We start from the raw sequence: 21,155 nt of genomic DNA on the forward strand, positions 1-21,155 counted from the left end.
AAAAATTCCTTGTTATCAATCAAATTTTTTTTAAATTATTTTTCTAAATGCCTTGACTTTTTTCTTGTTTTATGGTACGATTTATCCAATAGGAGGACATCATGGCCCGCAAAGATAATAATCAAGATCACCCAGTTTTTAAGAATGTTGTTGCCAGCAAGAGAACCTATGCATATGCTCTGCTGCAGGGTAAGTCTGTATGGAATGCAGAAAAAGGCTACTCAACCCGTGTGGCACCAACTCAGATTGGATCTATCAAAAGCAAAGATGGTATTGGTGAGTGTGTTTTTAATATTAACTTTCTCTCTGAAAATCCTGAGTTTATTCCATGGAAGGTTATACGTGTGGGGCAGGGAAAGTTTGAGTACGAAAGACGCTCAGAAGCTGAAATCAAGGAAATAAAACAAAAACTAGCCGACTCTCAGGATATTTTGGATGATATTAAAGCAAATCCATCTAAACCCGGCATACGCACCAAGGCCTCTGTTGCTAGAAATTCTGGCTCTGCCACCCCCAAGACCTGCGGCACTGCTCGTAAGTTTGGCGATTATTATCTGCTCAAATCCTTTATGGATAAGATGCCATCATTTAATATCCTTAAAAAGATTATGCCTGATGACAAATACATCCTGCTGGTATACATGATAATGACCTGTCTGTCCAAGGGTATTAAATCTATATCTTATGAGATTGAGGCTTTTGTCAGAGAGCACGCTCTTGATTTAGATATAAACTCTTATAAAGATCATATACAGAGACTGTATAAATACATAGATGAAAACGGCGTTATAAACGAGTTTGCCAAATTTAAAACTCAGTATCATAAAAAGAAAAATAGCAATAAGCACATGCAGTTTCTTGCTCTTGATGGTACTAACGTAGATAATGCCTGCAACTGCCTGACTAAGGCACAGTACGGCAAATCTAAAAGCGGTACAGACAACAAGGTTATTAATTTTATAACACTGGTTGACCAGAGCACACATGAGCTGTTTTCCACTGTTACATATGCAGGCAATATTACAGATGTGCTGACTGTGGAGTCAGTATGCAGGCAACTTGTGGACAGAGGCGCCGGCGACAATATATCTTTAGTCTGTGACAGGGGATTCTGGTCTATCAACAATATCTCGGCCATGCTTGAGCATAATATATCCTTTGTGTGCAACTGTAATATAGCCAAGAGCAAACTTATCAAAGAGCAGGTAGATGTCATATCACGCGATCTGCTAAGAGACAGGGGTCTGGTTTTTAGCAGTAGCGCAGATATTACAGACACTGCGCCTAAACTGCTTGCAGGAAAGACTATACAGCTCCCATGGTCTTATACACAGAAGATTCTAAGTAAAATGGCAAGAGAAAATAATGAGTCTTACAAGCCTGTAAGGCAAAAAGAGAAAAATCTGTATGTACACTTTATTTTCTCCAGCGAGATATATGAAGAGAGCATGAATAAATATCGGGTTTTAATCAAAGAGCTCAATGATGCCTATGATATAGCCAGCAACTGGCAGGAGGTTATTGCAAGTAAGGAGCCATCTGAGCTTACTGCCGCTCATACCAATCTTTTAAAAGACAAGCTCGTTGATTTATTTCAATATAGTGATAAGGTTGCAGACACTGACTCCTCTTTTGACAAAAAGGAGCAGCCTCAACAACGCTATTACCCAAGATACTATGCCATATCAAGGCTATGCAGACAAATAGCCACCAGAGTTCTGGTTTCTGACTGTGTGGATAATGTTATTGAGGCAAATGAAATATATGCTCAGAGAAATAATGTAGAGGTGGGCTATAGTATCATTAAAGGTGAGCTTGGAGGCTCTACACTCAATGCCTCCACCGATAAGACAGTAAATGCCAAAGTATTCATACTATCTCTTGCATCAGAGGTTCAAAGACAAATGCTCGAGGCTAATAAAGCCTTTAATAAAGAGCAGATTAAAAACAATCTGCCTCCTGTAAAGCTATGTCATAACTCATTTAGAGGCACACTGCGCTCTCTGGAGGCTATAGAGGCCACTATTGATAAAGAAAATGGATCTATAATATTCTCTGGAGGAATATTAAAAAGGCAGTCTGAGTTAATACGCTCATTTGGAATTGAGCCATTAGATACGCTGACACGTGCAGCATATGCCAAAGAAGAGGGTTTTAGCTTTAAACGATAGTTAAAAAAAGAAGATCTGGTCGCGTCCGGCGGCCGGCTTCTGATCATGAAATTAAGATTGATTCTCGGTATGTTTAGTGTGCGATCTTAGGGGTGCAGGGACGTTTAAAAGGAAGATTTTTACATGGCTCAGATATGAAAAAAGTCTCGTTAAAGAGACTTAGTGGTCGGTGATGTAGGATTTGAACCCACGACCCACTGGTCCCAAACCAGTTGCGCTACCAGACTGCGCTAATCACCGATGGGCAGTATTATAGGTAAAGGGAAAATGGATGTCAACAATTTTTTTAACTTTAATTTAAAAAAGTTCAGATCTTTGATGAATAGAGACTAAGTCGGCCTTCAATTATGGGATAGAAGGGAAAAGGGGACTAAGATCTTTATATATCTTTGCTGCTATAGTGAAGACTATACATAGCATTGTGTTTTTTAAGCTGCATCATCTTAATAGATGAACCATGTCTTATTGCTATAAAATTCATGTCAGAAATCTATATTTAAAGAGCTTTTTCAAAAGCTTAAGGATTAGGGCATTGAGCTGTATTTAATTACCCCTTGCTAACTTTTAAATTATTTAAAATCAATAATTTAATATGGGTAAAAAATTTTTATAAATTTCTAAAAAAGTATCAAAATAAAGATGTATAAAGTATTATCATAAATGAAAGATTTTAAATTAGATATAGGAGAGCAATTATGCCAAGTTTAAAGGGTACACAGACAGAAAAGAATATTCTTACAGCCTTTGCCGGTGAGTCACAGGCCCGTAACAAATATACTTATTTTGCCTCTGTTGCCAAAAAAGAAGGTTATGTTCTGATTGCTGATATTTTCATGGAGACAGCAGATCAGGAAAAAGAGCATGCTAAAAGATTGTTTAAGTTTTTAGAAGGCGGTGATGCTCAGATTACTGCAACCTTCCCAACAGGTGTCATTGGTGACACAGCAGCCAACCTAGAGGCAGCAGCTGCAGGTGAGAATGAAGAGTGGAGCGATATGTATCCAAAATTTGCTGCCATTGCCCGTGAAGAGGGTTTTCCTCAGATTGCAGCTGTTATGGAGAATATTGCAGTTGCTGAAAAGCAGCATGAGAAGCAGTATCGCGATCTGTGGAAGCATGTAACTGAAGGCACAATGTTCAAGCGCGGCGAGATTGTAATCTGGCGCTGCCGTAACTGTGGCTTTATCTGTGAGGGCACTCAGGCACCTATGGCCTGCCCAGCCTGTAACCATCCTCAGGCTCATTTTGAAGTTCTTCAGGCAAATTATTAAAAAAAATCACACAAACATAAATTTTGTGATATAATGCACATACTCCTTATGTTTGTTTGATTTTACCCTCAGAGTTCTGCTTTGAGGGTTTTTTCTTTGCGCTAAATGATTTTTAAAGACACTGATGCCATCTAAGATACTGATAAATAGTACTTTATTTATAAAACATGAAGATTCTTATAATAAAATGACTAAAAGATAGGTCGAGGGAAGATTTTTAGCTTTTATAGTATTTGTTGTCTTTTGTGTTTAGCTTTGAGTTTTCTCTTCAATTCCATATTTGGCTAAAAGCTCTCTGGCCTTTTCCACACCACTGTCTGTAAGAGTTACAGACTTTACCTTGTATGAGCGTCTTGACTGTATAATAAAGTCTGCATCATCAAGCTTATTTAAAGTATCAAAGTCATACCTCTTCCATGATGGGAAGATATTTTCCTTTTTACAGTAATTATCAAAGTAAAACCTTGTCAGATATAAGAGCATCAGAGTCAGCTCCTCAAGAGCATCTTTAGCATCTATCTTAGCGTTGCTTATCTGAACAGAATCTTTATCTTTAATTTTGTCCAAGATCATCTCCTTTAACTTTTTATATACAACCAGGATAAAGCATAAAAAGTATAGAACAAAGGCAATAGAGCCTTTAATGATACTGTATTTAAATCAGGATATGGCTGATAAGATTTAACTACATAGAGAAAAAATAGATAAAAAACAGATCCTGTCACTGTTCTTTTGAGCTAATACAGCTGTCTTAAGATATAGTATAAAAGCGGATATTTTTCTTTAAAACCCAAAGCTTTAGATAAAAATTTTTGTCTTTAAGTAACTATGGGACAGCTTAAAACTGTATAATTTCTATTTATTTTTTCTTATAATTTATAAGATAGTGCCTTTGGCATATTTAAAATAGGGGTTGTAGCTGTTATGAGTATTGTAAAGAATTTAAAAAAGCCTGTATTAATTGGCGTTGCCCTGACTGCGCCTCTTTTCTTTTCAGGTTGTGCCGCACTTATAGTCGGCGCTGGAGCCGGAGCTGCAGGTGCCATTATAGGATCAGATAGCAGAACAGTTTCTACCATGGCCTATGATCAGCAGATTGAAGGCAAGGCACAGGATATTTTAAATAACAATCAGGAGCTGGCCAATTCAGATGATTTTGCCATTGATGTCTACTCAATGTCAGGTAATGTGCTTGTTGTAGGTCAGACTGTAAACAAGCCTTATCTTGACTGGTGTCTGCGTGAGATTGCCAAGCTTGATTATGTAAGGCATGTCTATAATTATGCCACTATTGGCAAACCAATCAGTGCCACAGATACAGCCAATGACTCTTATATAACCTCAAAGGTTAAAGGACTGCTACTTATCTCTAAAGATATAAGCTCAGGACGTTTTAAGGTTGTAACAGAAAATGCCAATGTCTATCTTATGGGCTATGTTACAGAGGATGAGGCCAAGCGCGCTGTAAATCAGACTTTAACCGTGCCAGGTGTGCGCAAGATCTATACAATCTTTGATTATATGAATCAGACATCTCTTTCAAAATCAGGACAAAGACCAATTGAAGTTGTGCCAACCAGAGTTGAAAACAAATCATATGTGGGCAATTCAACCTATGTGCCTCCTGTAAGCTCTGATGATAATGGCGGGGCCATGATTGTTGATGATATGTCATCAACTCCTGCTCTTGATCAGTATTAATTTTTGGTTTTGACATGCCACAAAGCAGATATTTTATAGATATATTAATACCTAATGAAGGTGAGGTGGATTCAGCCCTTGAGATTGGCGTACTGCGCTATGTTAAGGGAGAGAACAGACCTGTTGTCTATATGCACTCATATATCAAGCCGCTAAGCCCACAGCGTATACGCTGGGTCAATGCCATTGAGCATGGTATAAGCCGTGACAAGGTCAGCAGGGAAAAGTTTCCAACTTTAAAGGAGCTTATTGCCGTCAACTTCTTTACCAATAAAAATGTGGTATGTCTCAATCCTAATATTGAACCTTTTGCCTCATTTGTCAAAGACTCAACCTCGGTGCAGAGTATACAGTCACTCTGGCATGATGTCTTTGAAGGTGATGAGGAGGCAGTGCAGCTTACCAAGATTGAGCAGATGCTTGAGTATCTTGATATGCCTGTAAAGGATGATTCTGGCAGCAAATTCACGCCGTTGCTCTCGCGTCTGCATGCCATGGTGGCCATATGGGATCTGCTTACAGAGCATAAAAATAAAAAGCTTGATTTAAAGGGATCTTTAAATCTCTCCACCATCTGGCCTATCAAAAGCCCAGATAAAAATATAATTCATAATTTTGCAGATTTTGGCTCTATGCCATCATCTGCTATCAATACACTGTTTTCAGAGGATCTGTCTGATTACCTTAACTGGTATGAGATGCAGATCTTTTCATTTGACTGGGTCTTGAATCGCAAGGCTCCGCCATCTACAAAGCACCTTAAAAACAAGGTGGCTATGGCTGAGTACATCTACTTAAAGGTACTTTCAGATCAGATGAAGCTCTGGGTGCTTATTTTTTATTCCATCTATAATAAAAAAACCTCCTTTGCCAAGGAGATTGCCCTAAAGCGCGGTGATTTAAAGCATCTGCCAGTGTCAATACGAGATGATTTTTCATCATTTTTAATTACTCATCTTGATGAGTTTTTAACCACACAGCAGCAGAGCAAACTTATTGAGTCAATGATCTATCATTCCATGGCCGACAGAGCCATACAGAATTTTGAGTCATTTGACTTTGATACTATGTTTGCCGACTTTAAAAAGAATAAGAAGTCAGCTTTATCCTTTAAAACCGTAAGTATCAAGAGCAATACCTCCATAAAGTGCTTTAAAGAGATATCAAATGCCAACAGCATACTCTACAGACGCTATGAAATTACAGGCGATGAGGCTGAGCGCTATGAATGTCTTGTAAAGGTAAATGAACTCTTTTTAGAGTTTAAAAGGGAGATTAAAAAGCCTTTGAGTCTGTTCTGGTTTAACCATGAACTGCAAGGCTGGATACAGTATATTACAGGAATTCCATTTAAGGCCTTATCATCAGATCCAAGCCGCAGTGATGATGAAAAGCTTATTGAGTATCGCAATATGCTCTTGCAGATCACTATGAAATACGGTGACAGATGGGCCAAAGATCTGCACTCACGCCTAAGCCATATACTAGAGGAGCTTAAAGTGTGCAAGGAATTTGAAAAGAGCTGGTCCTTTGTCTTTCAGGGGATTTCAGTTGAAGTCGTCTTTAAGGTAACAAAGGTACCATTGTATAAAAGACTGCTGCGTTTTTAATTTTACCTTTTGCACAGGCCCTGTATGAAGCTTTTAAAGCTGTAACGACAGGGCTTTTTTATAGTAGCTGACTATAGATATATAGCAGAATTAGTTACCATGGCCTTTTAATTTATCTATATTAAAGCTTTAAAACTAAATTCTTGACAATATAGAAAACTTAGATATTTATCACATCAATCTTAAATTTTTTAGAATATTATTTACTTGTCTGACAAGTTAAGGGATCACTGATGCGCAATACAAGAATAGAGGTAGTCAATATTACAGAGAGTATCAATAAATACTTTATTGACTGCATCAACTCAGGTGAGTTTAAAGTAGGGGAGAAAATTCCCTCTGAAAACACTCTGACGCAAAAACTTGGCGTATCCCGTGCCTCGCTTAGAGTGTCTATAAAGCAGTTTGTGGCACTGGGGCTTATGCAGTCATATCAGGGCAAGGGTACATATCTTGTATCAAACAATACCTGTGTTTTTGGCAACAGGGGACTTGTGGCCAAGCAGGATTATAAAGATATAAAGGATGTGCTCTCCTTTAGGCTTTTGATAGAGCCTGAGGCTGCCATGTTATGTGCAAAGACTGCAGATGACAGGGACAAGCTTATTGAAGCTCTTGAGCAAAGCTATAAAAAGATGGAGGATAATATACAAAATGCCGAGCTTTTTATAGAAGCTGACATGAACTTTCATATAGCAATAGCCTATGGCTCTGGCAACAGTGTGCTTGGCGATGCCATTGCCCATATATTTGCCTCAACCATGCACAGACACAAGCAGATAAACAATCTTTTTGGCTTTAAGGATGGTCTGTCCTTTCATCGCATCATTATTGATGCAATCAAGGATAGCAATGCTAAAAAAGCCTCATCATGTATGCATGATCATCTTATGCATGCCATTTTAGAGATCAATAAACTGGATAATTGATTTTATAATTTTTTTTATTTTAATTTGCTTTGAAGATACTTGTCATACATCTGACAAGTTATGGAGTACAAGATGGTAACGATTAAGGATATTGAAGTCTACTCCTGTGCCCCTGAAGGAATAAACCTTACTGTGGTCAAGGTTTTAACCTCTGTGGACGGATTATACGGTCTTGGCTGTGCTACCTTTGCCTACAGGTACAAGGCAGTTGAGACCTATATAAGGGAGTATTTAAAACCTCTGATGCTAAATCGCAACGTGGAGGATATTGAGGAGAACTTTGCTCTTATGCATCAGAATGCCTACTGGCGCAATGGTGCTGTAGAGAACAATGCCATAGCAGGTATTGATATTGCTCTTTGGGATATTTTAGGCAAGATGGCAAATATGCCATGCTATAAACTCTTTGGCGGAGCGCTGCGCAGGGGTGTGCCTGTCTATCGTCATGTTGATGGCAGCAGTGTCGATGAGATCTGCGATCAGATTGCCTACTATAAAGAGCTTGGTGTAAGACACTTAAGAGTGCAGTCAGGTGGTTATGGCGGCGGTCTTACACTAAATGCTCCTGCTACAGCACCACGCGGAGCCTTGAGTGGCATATATCTAAACTCACGTGAGTATATTAAAAAGACAGTTGATCTTTTTGACAGGTTAAGAGACAGAGTAGGTTTTGATATTGAATTTGTGCATGATGTGCACGAGAGAATTGCCCCATCTGAGGCTATAGAGCTGTGTAAAGCCTTGGAGCCTTATAAATTATTTTTCATAGAAGATCCTCTGCCTCTTGATCAGACTGAGTACTTCAAACAGCTCAGATCTGTGTGCACCACACCATTGGCTCAAGGTGAGCTTTTTAACAATATAAGCGAGTATCGCTCTTTAATTGCCAACAGACTTATTGACTTTATACGTGTGCATATAACACAGGTAGGCGGTATTACACAGGCCCGCAAGATTGCCATTTTATGTGAGATGTTTGGTGTCAGAACAGCCTGGCATGGACCTGGTGATATGTCACCTCTGGCACATGCTGCCAATATTCATCTTGATATGTCATCCCGTGCCTTTGGCGTGCAGGAGTGGTCTGGCATTGAGCCTCCAAACTTTGTAATTCAGAACCTAAAACACAAAAAAGGTGCGCTTTTAGAGGTCTTTGATGGACTGCCTGAGTTTAAAGACGGCTATGTCTATGCTAATGACAGACCAGGTCTTGGCATTATCTTTAATGAACAGGAGGCTAAAAAGTACCCTTGTGTTGATGAGATAACCACCTGGACTCAGACCAGATCCTTTGATGGTTCGCTGGTTTTACCATAAAAGAGTAAGGAGAGTATATGAAAAACAAGATAGCTTTGGCCCTGGGCTGTGCATTTATGCTTTTGACTACAGCCTGTTCTGATAATAACAATGATGTCATTGTTCTTAAGATGGCTCAGGCCTCATCACAGGATGGTGCTATTGGCCTGTCCATGGATAAGTTTGCACAAGATGTAAAGGAAAAAAGTGGCGGTCGCATTGAGGTGCACACCTTTCACAACGGTCAGCTAGGTACCGAGCGTGAGAATATTGAATCGGTACAGATGGGCAATCTGGATCTGGCTGTTGTCAATCAGTCGGTGCTTGTGAACTTTAAAAAGGACATAGCCATATTTGATCTGCCTTATACCATTACCTCAAAGGAGCATGCCGATAAGGTCTTTTTAGGACCTATAGGACAGCGCTTTTTAGATGAGCTTGCATCAGTAAGACTCAAGGGTCTTGCCATATGGGAGAGTGGATTTAGAAACCTGACCAACTCAAAGCTTGATGTCAACTCTGTAGATGATGTCAAAGGGCTTAGAGTGCGTGTTATGGAAAATAAAATTCATCAGGATCTCTGGGGTACTTTAGGAGCCGATCCTGTACCTATGTCATGGTCTGATGCCTATACAGGCATGCAGCAGGGGGCCATTGACGGACAGGAGAATCCGGCTACTGTTATAGATAAAAACAATGTGGTTGAGGTCAACAAGCATATGGCCATGACCGAGCACTGTTACTCAACTGTTTTTATTCTAATGTCGCCAAAGAGCTATGAAAAACTCTCGGTGCAGGACAGAGAAATTATTGAAAGCTGTATGCAAAGAGCCTCTATTGCCGAGCGTGAGTTATCACGAGCTATGGATGTTGAGGCTATAGATACACTAAAGAGCAAGGGCATGGTGGTGACCTATCCAGATAAACAGGGTTTTATCAAAGGCTCACAGGCTGTGCGTGAGAAGTACTCAAAGAGCTTTGGCAAGCTAGCCTCAGAGATAGAATCTTTGTCAAGATAGGGAGGGTATATGGAAAAGTTAAGAGCTATCTTTGTAAAGATACAGAATATTTCATGCAATCTTATAGCGCTGTGCATGGTGCTTATGATGAGCGTGATCTTTATACAGACCATGACACGCTATGTGGTCTTTTACTCAATTCCATGGTCAGAGGAGTTATCGCGCTATCTTTATGTAACCTTGACCCTGATGGGCGTCAATATTGCCATCAGCCGCCGTCAGCTCGTGCGCATTGACATTATTGACAACTACCTTAAGGGTGTGGCTTTAAAGAGACTCAATATTATTCGCGCGGTGCTGACTCTTGTAATCTGCATTATTTTCTTTTACAGCTCCTTTGGCATGATTGATGTCTCTCAGTATCAGACATCTCCTGCTATGGGTATAAGCATGCAGATTATGTATTCAATTCTGGGTCTTGGTTTTTTAATGTCATCAATAGCCTCACTTTTTGAGCTTTATGATGCCTTTAATAGTGAAAATAAGGAGTAACACATGGATATTGCTGCAATATGTATGCTGCTGGTGCTCGTTGGCATGATGGTCATTGGAATGCCAATAACCTGGTGTCTTGGCGGTGCCGTCATTACAGCTTTAATGATTGATGATAATTTATCTTTGTCACTTATGACACAGAAGATCTTCTCTGGCTGTGACAATTTTGCCATGCTGGCTCTGCCAGCCTTCTTCCTGGCTGGAGATATTATGGCCAAGGGCGGACTGTCAAAAAGGCTTGTAAGTTTTGCAGATGCTCTTGTAGGCTGGATCTCAGGTGGTATCTCACTTGTATCAATTGTAGCCTGTACCTTCTTTGCCGCTATTTCAGGATCATCTGTGGCAACGACAGCAGCCATTGGCGGCATTATGTATCCTGAGATGGTCAAAAGAGGCTATCCTAAGGATTACTCTGCAGCTTTGCAGGCTATAGGCGGTACTTTAGGTATTGTCATTCCGCCATCTACAGTATTTGTTATCTATGGCAATGTGACCAATACCTCTGTGGCCAAGCTGTTAATGGCAGGTATTATTCCAGGCCTTATCTGCGGTGTGGCTTTATGCCTGTGGGCCTATATCAAGGCTAAAAGAGAGAACTTTCCAAAAGACAGCGGCTTTTCATTTATGAGATTTTTAAAATCTTTTAAATCAGCCATATGGGCTCTTTTAATGCCAATTGTGATTTTAGGCGGTATCTATGCAGGTATTTTCACTCCAACAGAGTCTGCTGTAGTTGCTGTATTCTATGGCTTTTTTGTCTGCCTGGGTATTTATCGTGAGCTTAGCGGCAAGAGCACCTGGCGTATTATTCAGGACTCATCTGTAACCACTGCCAATATCATGTTTTTAGTGGTGACAGCTCAGATGTTCGGCTACATTCTGACCTATTACAGAATACCTGTCTTTGTATCTGACATGTTTATGTCAATTGCCTCAAATCCAGCTGTCTTTATGATGCTTATTGTAGTGCTTTTAACTATATGCGGCATGTTTCTTGAGGTTGGCGCCACCAATCTGATTTTAGGACCTATACTTGCTCCTATTGCTCTGCAGTTTGGCATCGATCCTGTGCACTTTGGTCTGGTGTTTGTATTCCTTTTGGCTATGGGTCAGGCTACACCGCCTTTTGGTACCACACTCTTTGTGGCCTGTGGTGTAAGCTCACAGCCTGTGGCCAAAGTTTCAAAAATGGTATTACCTTTTGTGATGGTTGAGCTTTTGTGTGCATTGCTTTTTGCCTATGTACCATCATTATCTACAGCTCTTTCAAATATTATGTCCTAGTGGAGATTTAATTATGCATTCATTATTTGATATAAACGGTAAAAAGGCTATTGTCACAGGCGGCACCCGCGGTCTTGGTTATGGTATGGCAGAGGGTCTGATGGAGGCAGGATGTGAGGTCTGTATTGTAGGATCTAATGCAAAGACTCTTGATGTGGCCAAAGGCTTTTGTGACAGAGGCTTTGCCTGCCATGGTGTATATGCTGATCTGTCAAAAAGAGATGAGGTTTTTGCCTGCTTTGATAAATGTCTTGAAGCTTTAGGCGGTGATCTTGATATTTTAGTTACTGCCCATGGTATCCAAAGACGCGAGAGCTGCGAGAACTTTTTGGAAAAAGACTGGGATGATGTCATCAATGTTAATTTAAACTCTGTCTTCTTTTTATGTCAGAGAGCTGCCAATGTCATGCTCAAAAAAGGTTATGGCAAAATTATAACCATAGCCTCCATGGTCTCATGGTTTGGCGGTCAGACCGTACCTGCCTACAGTGCTGCCAAGGGTGGTGTGACACAGCTGACCAAGGAGATGTCAAATGATCTTATAGCAAGAGGCATTAACGTCAACTCAATTGCCCCTGGTTATATGGCAACTGATATGAATGAGGCTCTGCTTGATAAGAACAATCCGCGTTATATGGAAATCACTAAGCGTATTCCAGCCAACAGATGGGGTACAGGCGATGATATGAAGGGCACCTGTATTTTCCTGGCCTCTCATGCCTCTGATTATTTAGGCGGTGCCATTATTCCTGTAGATGGCGGCTACCTTGTAAAATAGACAGACATTCAGGTATAACTATTTTATAGGATCTTTTGTAAAGAAAAGATAGACTCTGCTGCACAGGCAAGTTTCAAGCCTGCTGCAGCAGTTTTATAGCATTGAATAAAATATTTTTTTAAGATATTGTCAATTACCCTCAGCTCTGAAAGATAAGTGACACAATAACTTATCTGTAAGTTTCCATCCTTTTTTAATCCTTTTTAAAAACATAATTTAGGCACTAAGAATCTAAAGACATACTATTTATGATGGACAGGCAAAACATATTTGATTTTATACATTATCCTGCCACATATATGTATATTGCCTGTACAGAAGATTCTGTCACAAATAACTATGGATCATGACGTGTGAATATGCTTTAGAAGTTCAAAAAAGTGTTTGTATATACAAAAGTATAAGACACAATCAAAATAAATCTGAAAAACTGCCATAGCTAAAGTACTGGCAATTATAAGTTTCAGATAGACATCTGCACTGTTTTTTAGCTCAGGTATGTCTTTTAAAAGTGCAAATTTAAATTTTTCGCCTGATAAATGTGCTTTAACGTTAAAGCTGCAATCATTGTTTGACAGGAAAAAATGCGTGTGCTAAAAATTAATATAAATCAAACCGTTGAGGCGGAGATAACGGCAATGATGCCTTTACAGAGAGCCTGTGTTGCTGAGAGTCAGGTAAGAAACAAGTTGTCAAATGGACCGCTGAGGGCGCAGTCAAATGTGTTTGCACAGAGTATTCTGCGACGTTTGGACAGACGTTACCTGTCAGGGATATGATAGTATCCCGTTAAGAGTACGGATTTTTCCGTAAATCAAGGTGGCACCGCGGATAGATATTTTATTCGTCCTTGATAGAAATACTGTTTCTGTCAGGGATTTTTTTATTTTTAAAAAGACTTCTTTGACTGAAATAGAGTTAGAGAAGTCTTTTTTTTTGGAGCAGAGAAAGAAAATGCTACTTTTTAAAATCTGGCGCAATATGCGCCTTTGCACAATTGACTTAGTAAACAAAGAAAATTTAATTACTTTAATAAAAAGGAGTAGCAATGACTATTTTACCAGGTTTAGATACTATAAGAGAGCTGTCATCTGTCTCAGGATATAATGTAGCTCCTGTCAGTTGTGAAATTCTCTCTGACTTTACAACCCCTATAGAAATAATGAGGGTTTTAAAAAATATATCTGTTGACTGTTATATGCTTGAATCAGCACTTAAAAATGAGACTATTGGCAGGTATACTTTTTTAGGCTTTGAGCCAAAACTTAAGATCTCATGTACAGACGGTCAGATGCAGATAGGAGATCTTTCTTTTAAGGTTGAACAGCCATCTATCCATTTACGCAGAATTCTCTGTGATTATAAAAGTCCTGTCTTTGATTATCTGCCTCCCTTTACAGGCGGCCTTGTAGGATATTTTGCATATGATTATGTAGGCTATGCTCAAACAGAGGCCAGGGTTAAAACTGCAAATGAAGAGGAGCTAAAAGATCTTGAACTTATGCTCTTTGACAGGGTTATTGCCTTTGATCATCTGCATCAGAAGATAATCTTTATAATAAATATCAGACTTGATGATGCACTGGAGGAAAGATACGAAGCTGCTAAAACGGAGTTAAAACAGCTTGTAGATTTAATTTGCCATGGGCACAGGACAGAGGAGTGTCGAGGAAGACTTGCAGGTGAGATAACACAGCTTTTTAATCAAGAGCAATTTTGCCAGATGGTTAAAAAGGCAAAACAATATATATTTGAAGGAGATATCTTTCAGATAGTTCTTTCAAACAGACTCTCAGCCCCCTTTGATGGCAGTCTGTTTAATACCTACAGAGTACTGCGCTCTATTAATCCATCACCTTATATGTTTTATTTTCGCTCAGAGGATATTGAGATAGCAGGTGCCTCACCTGAGACTCTTGTCAGTCTGGACAATGGAATACTGCATACCTACCCACTTGCAGGAACCAGACCCAGAGGGAAAAACCATATAGAAGATCAGAAAAACGCTGAGGATCTTCTGCAGGATGACAAGGAGCTTGCCGAGCATAATATGCTTGTAGATCTGGGGCGTAATGATCTGGGCAGAATCAGTGAATTTGGTACTGTAGAAATTGAAAAATTACGCGTTATTGAGCGCTTTTCACATGTTATGCATATTGGATCTTCCATAAAGGGCAAGCTTTGTCATGACAAGGATGCCATAGATGCCATTGAAGCGGTACTGCCTGCAGGAACTCTGTCAGGAGCTCCCAAGATTAGAGCCTGTCAGATAATAGGTGAACTTGAAAAAAATAAACGTGGTCTTTATGGCGGGGCTATTGGCTATATTGACTTTAGCGGCAACATGCATACATGTATAGCTATTCGTCTGTTATATAAGAAAAATGGACAGGTATTTATAAGAAGCGGTGCAGGTATTGTGGCAGATTCAGATCCTCAAAAGGAGTTTGAGGAATGCCATAACAAGGCACTCTCATGCTTAAAGGCTCTGCAGCTGTCACAGGAGGGTCTATGATTCTTCTTATAGATAATTATGACAGTTTTTCCTATAACCTTTATCAGCTTATAGGTGAGATTGATGACAACATCAAGGTCATACGCAATGATGAAATGCCACTACAGAAAATAAAGGAGTTAAATCCTGCCTGTATTGTTCTATCTCCAGGTCCTGGCAGACCAGAAAATGCCGGAATTATCATGGACACAGTAAAGTTTATGGGTCAGTTCACTCCAATACTTGGTGTATGTCTTGGTCATCAGGCCATCTGTGCAGCTTATGGAGCAGAGGTTATCTATGCCAAGGAGCTGATGCATGGCAAACAATCGTATATCAGAGTAGATACGGGCTCTGTGCTATTTAAAGACTGCCCTGAAACTATTGCAGCAGCCCGCTATCACTCTCTTGCTATAAATGCTCATACACTGCCTGAGTGTCTGAAAGTTACTGCTGCAACCGAAGATGGAGAGGTAATGGCTGTTGAGCATAAAGAATATGCTGTATATGGCATACAATTCCACCCCGAGTCCATCCTGACACCGTGCGGCAGGCAGATTCTGAATAATTTTATAAAGGTATATAAAAAATGATAAAAGAAGCCATTGTAAAAATAGTAAGTAAAGAAGATCTCTCATATGATGAGGCATTTACTGTTATGAATGAAATTATGAGCGGAACTACAACACCTACTCAAAATGCAGCATTTCTGGCAGCTTTGTCTACAAAAAGTGCCAGAGCTGAAACTGCAGATGAAATTGCAGGCTGTGCTGCTGCAATGCGCGCCCATGCTACACAAGTAAATACAGATATGGAGGTCTTTGATATTGTAGGAACAGGCGGAGATAATGCCAACAGTTTTAATATATCCACAACAGCAGCTTTTGTTATTGCTGCCTCTGGCATCAGGGTGGCAAAGCATGGCAACAGGGCAGCCTCATCATTGTGTGGAACAGCTGACTGCCTTGAGGCTTTAGGCGTTAACATTGAGCAAAGTCCTCAAATGTGTCTTGATCTTTTAAATAATGTTGGCATGTGTTTTTTCTTTGCTCAGAAATATCACAGCTCCATGAAGTATGTAAGTTCAATTCGCAGGGAGCTTGGGTTTAGGACAGTATTCAATATTCTTGGGCCTCTTACTAATCCTGCATCTCCTTCTTTGCAGCTGCTTGGCGTATATGATGACTATCTTGTAGAGCCTTTAGCCCATGTTTTGATTAACCTTGGAGTCAGGAGGGGTATGGTGGTCTATGGTCATGACAGATTAGATGAAATTTCGCTGTGTGCTCCTACCTCTGTATGCGAAATTAAAAACGGATGGTTTAAATCATATGTAATAAAGCCAGAGAAGTTTGGTTTTAAACGCTGCAGCAGAGAAGATCTAAAAGGTGGCAGGCCAGAGGACAATGCACAAATTACTGTAGATATACTAAATGGAGACAGAGGGCATAAGAGAAATGCTGTATTGCTCAATGCAGGAGCCTCTCTTTATATAGGCGGCAGGGCTCAGAGCATAGAAGAGGGAATTGCACTTGCATCTTCAATTATTGATTCAGGCAAAGCCCTTGAGACTTTAAACAGATTTATTAAATTCAGCCATGGCAAGGAGGTGCAGTGATGAGCATTTTAGACAGGCTTGCAGACTATGCACTGATACGCACAGCACAGGCTAAAAAAATCAAATCTGCAGAGCAGATTAAAGATGAGGCCTTGTCTTTGCCAAAAGGCAGTTTTGCCTTTGAACAGGCTCTTAAAAAAGATGGCATGTCATTTATCTGTGAGTGTAAAAAAGCATCTCCGTCAAAAGGACTTATAGATAGCGTCTATCCATACCTGCATATTGCCAAAACATATGAACAGGCAGGGGCTGACTGTATATCTGTACTGACTGAGCCCAAATGGTTTATGGGCAGTAACGAGCATTTAAAAGAAATTGCCGGCTCTGTTTTACTTCCATGTCTGCGCAAGGATTTTACTGTAGATGAATATATGATTTACGAGGCCAAAGTGTGCAGAGCGTCTGCTGTACTTTTAATATGTTCCATATTAAGTCAGAGGCAGATAGAAAGATATATCAAAATCTGTGATGAACTTGGGCTTTCGGCTCTGGTTGAAGTACACGATGAACAGGAGATCTCTGTGGCTTTAGATGCTGGAGCCAGAATTATAGGTGTTAACAACCGTAATCTAAAAGATTTCTCCGTTGATACTTCAAACAGTATCAGGCTCAGATCTAAGGTGCCATCTGATGTGCTTTTTGTTTCAGAAAGCGGTGTCAGCAGCGCTGATGATGTTAAAAGGCTCAGGGACATAGGTACCGATGCTGTTCTTATAGGAGAGGCACTGATGAAAGAGGATGATAAAACATCAAAGCTTGCCATACTAAGAGGACATGTATGATAAAGATTAAATTCTGTGGACTCAGCCGCCTTTGTGATATTGAGGCTGTCAATGAGATGTCACCTGAGTATATAGGTTTTGTTTTTACCGGCAAAAGCAGTCGTTATGTGTCAGAACAGAAGGCTTCGCAGTTAAAAAGCCTGCTGAGCCGTCATATCAAGGCAGTAGGTGTTTTTGTCGATGCAGAGCCTAGATATATAGCAGATCTTATACATGCAGGCATTATTGATATGGTTCAGCTTCATGGCAATGAAGATAATGCTTATATAGATAATCTGCGTCTTTTAACAGATAAGCCTATTATAAAGGCATTTGAGGTAAAAACCTGCACAGATATAGAGACTGTAAATCACAGTAGCGCAGATTATGTATTGCTCGATTCAGGCAAAGGATCTGGTGTCGTATTTGACTGGAAGCTTATAGATAAAGTTAACAGATCATACTTTTTAGCAGGTGGGCTTAATGTTTGTAATGTGCAAGATGCTGTAAAAAACCTCCATCCCTTTGCTGTGGATGTAAGCTCCGGAATAGAAACTGACGGAGTGAAAGATAAAGCAAAAATGATGGAATTTATAAAAGCAGTCAGATCAGGAAAATAAAATATGAAAAGTACAAATGGACGCTTTGGAATTCATGGTGGACAGTATATACCAGAAACACTTATGAATGCGGTAATTGAGCTTGAAACAGCTTATTCTCACTATAAAAATGATCCTCAGTTCAACCTGGAGCTCTCAGAGCTTTTTAATCAGTATGCAGGTAGACCTTCACTGCTTTATTTTGCCAAAAATATGACAGAGGATTTAAAAGGAGCCAGAATATATTTAAAAAGAGAAGATCTCAATCACACAGGAGCCCATAAGATTAATAATGTGCTCGGACAGGCACTGCTTGCAAGAAAAATGGGTAAAACAAGACTTATAGCAGAAACAGGTGCAGGGCAGCATGGTGTGGCTACAGCCACAGCGGCGGCTCTGATGGGGCTTGAGTGCGTTGTGTTTATGGGACAGGTGGATATTCAAAGGCAGGCTCTTAATGTTTATAAGATGAAACTGCTTGGGGCTGAAGTAATACCTGTAACATCAGGCACGGCCACATTAAAAGATGCTGTATCTGAGGCTCTGCGCGAGTGGACCTCCCGTATTGCTGATACGCACTACTGTCTAGGATCTGTAATGGGCCCTCATCCTTTTCCAACCATGGTGCGTGATTTTCAGGCTGTTATCTCCAAAGAAATAAAGCTGCAGATGATGCAGGCTGAAGGAAGACTGCCTGATGTGGTTATAGCCTGTGTTGGCGGAGGCTCTAATGCTATTGGCAGCTTCTACCATTTTATTGAAGATAAAAATGTAAGACTGATTGGATGCGAGGCTGGAGGCTATGGTATAGATACAAAGCAAACAGCAGCAACTATAGCTACCGGCAGACTGGGTATTTTTCATGGCATGAAATCATACTTCTGTCAAAACAGCGATGGTCAGATATCACCTGTACATTCAATTTCAGCAGGTCTTGATTATCCAGGCATCGGTCCTGAACATGCCTATCTCCACGATCAAAAACGTGCCGAGTATGTTGCAGTTACCGATGATGAGGCCGTAGATGCCTTTGAGTATCTGTCAAGAACTGAAGGTATTATTCCTGCCATTGAGTCTGCGCATGCTGTGGCACAGGGCATAAAAATAGCACCTTTACTTGATAAGGATAAAATTGTTGTGATTACCATCTCAGGCAGGGGGGACAAAGATTGTGTGTCTATTGCACGTTATAGAGGAGAGGATATACATGAATAAGATCTACAAAGCCTTTGAAAATGGTAAGGCCTTTATACCTTTTATAACCTGTGGCGATCCTGATCTTGAAACTACTGGCAAAGCAGTGCGTGAGGCTGTTGCAAATGGTGCCGATCTTATAGAGCTTGGTATCCCTTTTTCTGATCCAACAGCCGAAGGTCCTGTAATTCAGAGCGCCAATCTAAGGGCACTTAACAATGGCATCAGCACAGATAAAATCTTTAATTTTGTTGAGCAGCTATGCCATGATGTAAAAGTTCCTCTGGTTTTTATGACATACACTAATGTGATCTTTTCATATGGTAAAGAGACTTTTATTTCAAAATGCAGGGAACTTGGGGTTGACGGGCTGATTTTACCCGATCTGCCTTTTGAAGAAAAAGGTGAGTTTCTGCCTGTCTGCCGTAAGTATGATATTGCATTGATCTCTATGATAGCGCCTACTTCTGAAAACAGGATATCCATGATAGCAAGAGAGGCTGAGGGCTTTTTGTATATTGTGTCCAGTCTTGGAGTGACAGGAGTAAGAAGTGAAATTAAAACAGATCTTGTCTCTATTGTTAAAACAGTAAAGGACAATACAGACATACCATGTGCCATAGGCTTTGGTATCAGTACTCCAGAGCAGGCAGGCTACATGGCCGGCATATCAGACGGTGTTATTGTAGGTTCAGCCATTATCAAATTTTTTGAACAGTACGGTACGCAGGCGCCTGCGTATATAGGCAGATTTGTCAATAAGATGAAATCTGCCATAACATCTAATACGTGATATGGCCTATTTGTAAGTATGCATCCTTTGAGAGTACAGTATCTTAAAATAAAGATACATATTATGTTCAATACAGGCAAATTGGGCAGATATTAAACAACTGCCAAATATATTGTTGCATATATTTGGCACTGACAAAGATGTTGTATAGCAGCTGCACTAGACTTATCCATATAGTCAGCGGCAGCTGTTATCATGCACTTCTCTTTCGTCTAACCTATGTTTAAATATCCTTGCAATAATCGGGTAGCCCTTTCGGGCTCCCACACCACCCACCGTACCGTTCGGTAGTAGGGCGGTTCCTAACAAGCGCTAGAGATCCTTGAATGCAGGGTCTCTAGCTCCGCGGTTATAGTTGTCCAGCCCTCGTTTATCAGTATCTGATTGTTAAGTGCTCTGTGGATCCCTTGGTTTTTCGATAGTTTCCAATAACTGTTTGAGCTGTATGCCATAGTGCCATCTCCGATGGCGGGGGCTTTTGACCATCTCAGCTTGAACTGTCTGTAGCGGTTTTGTGGGGTCTTCCATTGTTTCCATAGGAGTTGCCTGACGCGTCTTCTGATCCAAGCATCGATTTTCCTTGCCCATGATGTTGGTATGGCTTCACCAAAGTAGTTTACCCACCCTCTGAGTAGATACTTCAGCTTAGCTTTGACGACAGCAATGCCGCCTTTACACCTTCTATCTAGTATGAGCTTTACCTTTTCCTTGAGTTTCTTCCTCTTTTTGTCGTGCACAGTTGTGAAATATTGATCCTTTGGCTTTGCCTGCTTTCTTGTCTTTGAGACACATCTAGCGCTTAGAAATGCAAAACCTAGGAATTGCATATCCTTGCCGACATGCACTATTTTGGTTTTCTCTCTGTTCACCTTGAGGAATAGCTTGTCCTCTATATACCGTGTTACCCACTCTAAAACTCTCTCTGCACTTTTCCTGCTACTGCAGAATATGCACATGTCGTCGGCGTATCTGACAAATTTCCTGTCTCTGGCGTCCAACAGTTGATCGAGTTCGTTGAGGAGTATGTTTGCAAGTACCGGACTACACACAGCCCCTTATGTAGATATAGATATTATGCCAAGTTAGTATAGTTTTTAAATTGATTTTTATAAACTTTCATTTTTTTAACTTGGCATAAATAT

Annotated in this window: 19 protein-coding genes, 1 tRNA gene and 1 other annotated feature; of the genes, 17 read left to right on the forward strand and 3 right to left on the reverse strand. The window is 40.2% G+C overall.

Annotated elements, in window-relative coordinates:
* Positions 1 to 101: 101 nt before the first annotated feature.
* Positions 102 to 2,171 carry an IS1634 family transposase gene (locus DRZ93_RS01435; RefSeq protein WP_113745603.1) on the forward strand — a complete coding sequence of 690 codons (2,070 nt, stop codon included), beginning with the start codon at positions 102 to 104 and terminating at the stop codon, positions 2,169 to 2,171.
* A gap of 163 nt (positions 2,172 to 2,334) precedes the next feature.
* On the opposite strand, the gene DRZ93_RS01440 is transcribed toward DRZ93_RS01435, so the two are convergent.
* Positions 2,335 to 2,411, reverse strand: a tRNA-Pro gene (locus tag DRZ93_RS01440).
* A 455-nt stretch (positions 2,412 to 2,866) separates the two neighbouring features.
* On the opposite strand from DRZ93_RS01440, the gene rbr reads away from it, so the two are divergent.
* Positions 2,867 to 3,442 carry a rubrerythrin gene (gene rbr / locus DRZ93_RS01445; RefSeq protein ID WP_113745604.1) on the forward strand — a complete coding sequence of 192 codons (576 nt, stop codon included), beginning with the start codon at positions 2,867 to 2,869 and terminating at the stop codon, positions 3,440 to 3,442.
* A 249-nt stretch (positions 3,443 to 3,691) separates the two neighbouring features.
* On the opposite strand, the gene DRZ93_RS01450 is transcribed toward rbr, so the two are convergent.
* Positions 3,692 to 4,009: a DUF6429 family protein gene (locus DRZ93_RS01450; RefSeq protein WP_218564234.1), complete on the reverse strand. Its 318-nt coding sequence runs from the start codon at positions 4,007 to 4,009 to the stop codon at positions 3,692 to 3,694.
* A 357-nt stretch (positions 4,010 to 4,366) separates the two neighbouring features.
* On the opposite strand from DRZ93_RS01450, the gene DRZ93_RS01455 reads away from it, so the two are divergent.
* The 15 genes from DRZ93_RS01455 (at position 4,367) to trpA (ending at position 20,013) form a co-directional block, all read left to right on the forward strand.
* Positions 4,367 to 5,143 (forward strand): BON domain-containing protein, encoded by a 777-nt coding sequence (locus tag DRZ93_RS01455; protein WP_113744379.1) that lies wholly within the window; start codon positions 4,367 to 4,369, stop codon positions 5,141 to 5,143.
* 14 nt (positions 5,144 to 5,157) lie between these two features.
* Positions 5,158 to 6,753 carry a hypothetical protein gene (locus DRZ93_RS01460; protein WP_113744380.1) on the forward strand — a complete coding sequence of 532 codons (1,596 nt, stop codon included), beginning with the start codon at positions 5,158 to 5,160 and terminating at the stop codon, positions 6,751 to 6,753.
* 233 nt (positions 6,754 to 6,986) lie between these two features.
* Positions 6,987 to 7,682: a FadR/GntR family transcriptional regulator gene (locus tag DRZ93_RS01465; protein ID WP_113745606.1), complete on the forward strand. Its 696-nt coding sequence runs from the start codon at positions 6,987 to 6,989 to the stop codon at positions 7,680 to 7,682.
* 72 nt (positions 7,683 to 7,754) lie between these two features.
* Positions 7,755 to 8,999: an enolase C-terminal domain-like protein gene (locus DRZ93_RS01470; protein ID WP_113745607.1), complete on the forward strand. Its 1,245-nt coding sequence runs from the start codon at positions 7,755 to 7,757 to the stop codon at positions 8,997 to 8,999.
* Between the two features lie 17 nt (positions 9,000 to 9,016).
* Entirely contained in the window at positions 9,017 to 9,997 is a 981-nt protein-coding gene (locus tag DRZ93_RS01475; protein ID WP_113744383.1) for a TRAP transporter substrate-binding protein, read from the forward strand.
* A gap of 9 nt (positions 9,998 to 10,006) precedes the next feature.
* Positions 10,007 to 10,489, forward strand: a complete 483-nt coding sequence (locus DRZ93_RS01480) for a TRAP transporter small permease (protein ID WP_245933759.1) — start codon at positions 10,007 to 10,009, stop codon at positions 10,487 to 10,489.
* A 3-nt stretch (positions 10,490 to 10,492) separates the two neighbouring features.
* Positions 10,493 to 11,776 carry a TRAP transporter large permease gene (locus DRZ93_RS01485; RefSeq protein ID WP_113744384.1) on the forward strand — a complete coding sequence of 428 codons (1,284 nt, stop codon included), beginning with the start codon at positions 10,493 to 10,495 and terminating at the stop codon, positions 11,774 to 11,776.
* 13 nt (positions 11,777 to 11,789) lie between these two features.
* Positions 11,790 to 12,554, forward strand: coding sequence for an SDR family NAD(P)-dependent oxidoreductase (locus DRZ93_RS01490; RefSeq protein WP_113744385.1), 765 nt, complete (start codon positions 11,790 to 11,792; stop codon positions 12,552 to 12,554).
* Between the two features lie 609 nt (positions 12,555 to 13,163).
* Positions 13,164 to 13,409, forward strand: a binding site (T-box leader).
* Between the two features lie 193 nt (positions 13,410 to 13,602).
* On the forward strand, positions 13,603 to 15,069 hold the full coding sequence (locus DRZ93_RS01495; protein WP_113745608.1) for an anthranilate synthase component I family protein: 1,467 nt from the start codon (positions 13,603 to 13,605) through the stop codon (positions 15,067 to 15,069).
* Positions 15,066 to 15,641, forward strand: coding sequence for an anthranilate synthase component II (locus DRZ93_RS01500; RefSeq protein WP_113744387.1), 576 nt, complete (start codon positions 15,066 to 15,068; stop codon positions 15,639 to 15,641). Before DRZ93_RS01495 ends, DRZ93_RS01500 begins: the two co-directional genes overlap by 4 nt.
* Positions 15,638 to 16,666, forward strand: coding sequence for an anthranilate phosphoribosyltransferase (gene trpD, locus DRZ93_RS01505; RefSeq protein WP_113745609.1), 1,029 nt, complete (start codon positions 15,638 to 15,640; stop codon positions 16,664 to 16,666). Before DRZ93_RS01500 ends, trpD begins: the two co-directional genes overlap by 4 nt.
* A complete protein-coding gene (trpC, locus tag DRZ93_RS01510) occupies positions 16,666 to 17,448 on the forward strand; it encodes an indole-3-glycerol phosphate synthase TrpC (RefSeq protein WP_113745610.1) in 783 nt (260 codons plus the stop codon). Before trpD ends, trpC begins: the two co-directional genes overlap by 1 nt.
* A complete protein-coding gene (locus tag DRZ93_RS01515; RefSeq protein ID WP_113745611.1) occupies positions 17,445 to 18,047 on the forward strand; it encodes a phosphoribosylanthranilate isomerase in 603 nt (200 codons plus the stop codon). The genes trpC and DRZ93_RS01515 overlap by 4 nt, the downstream gene beginning before the upstream one ends.
* A 3-nt stretch (positions 18,048 to 18,050) precedes the next feature.
* Positions 18,051 to 19,241: a tryptophan synthase subunit beta gene (gene trpB, locus DRZ93_RS01520; protein ID WP_113744391.1), complete on the forward strand. Its 1,191-nt coding sequence runs from the start codon at positions 18,051 to 18,053 to the stop codon at positions 19,239 to 19,241.
* Positions 19,234 to 20,013 carry a tryptophan synthase subunit alpha gene (gene trpA, locus DRZ93_RS01525; protein ID WP_113745612.1) on the forward strand — a complete coding sequence of 260 codons (780 nt, stop codon included), beginning with the start codon at positions 19,234 to 19,236 and terminating at the stop codon, positions 20,011 to 20,013. The genes trpB and trpA overlap by 8 nt, the downstream gene beginning before the upstream one ends.
* 302 nt (positions 20,014 to 20,315) lie before the next feature.
* On the opposite strand, the gene DRZ93_RS01530 is transcribed toward trpA, so the two are convergent.
* Complete coding sequence (locus tag DRZ93_RS01530; protein WP_113745613.1) at positions 20,316 to 21,062, reverse strand: reverse transcriptase domain-containing protein; 747 nt, start codon at positions 21,060 to 21,062, stop codon at positions 20,316 to 20,318.
* Between the last annotated feature and the right edge of the window lie 93 nt (positions 21,063 to 21,155).

The sequence above is a fragment of the Anaerobiospirillum thomasii genome (genome assembly GCF_900445255.1).
GTDB classification, from domain to species: Bacteria; Pseudomonadota; Gammaproteobacteria; order Enterobacterales; family Succinivibrionaceae; genus Anaerobiospirillum_A; species Anaerobiospirillum_A thomasii.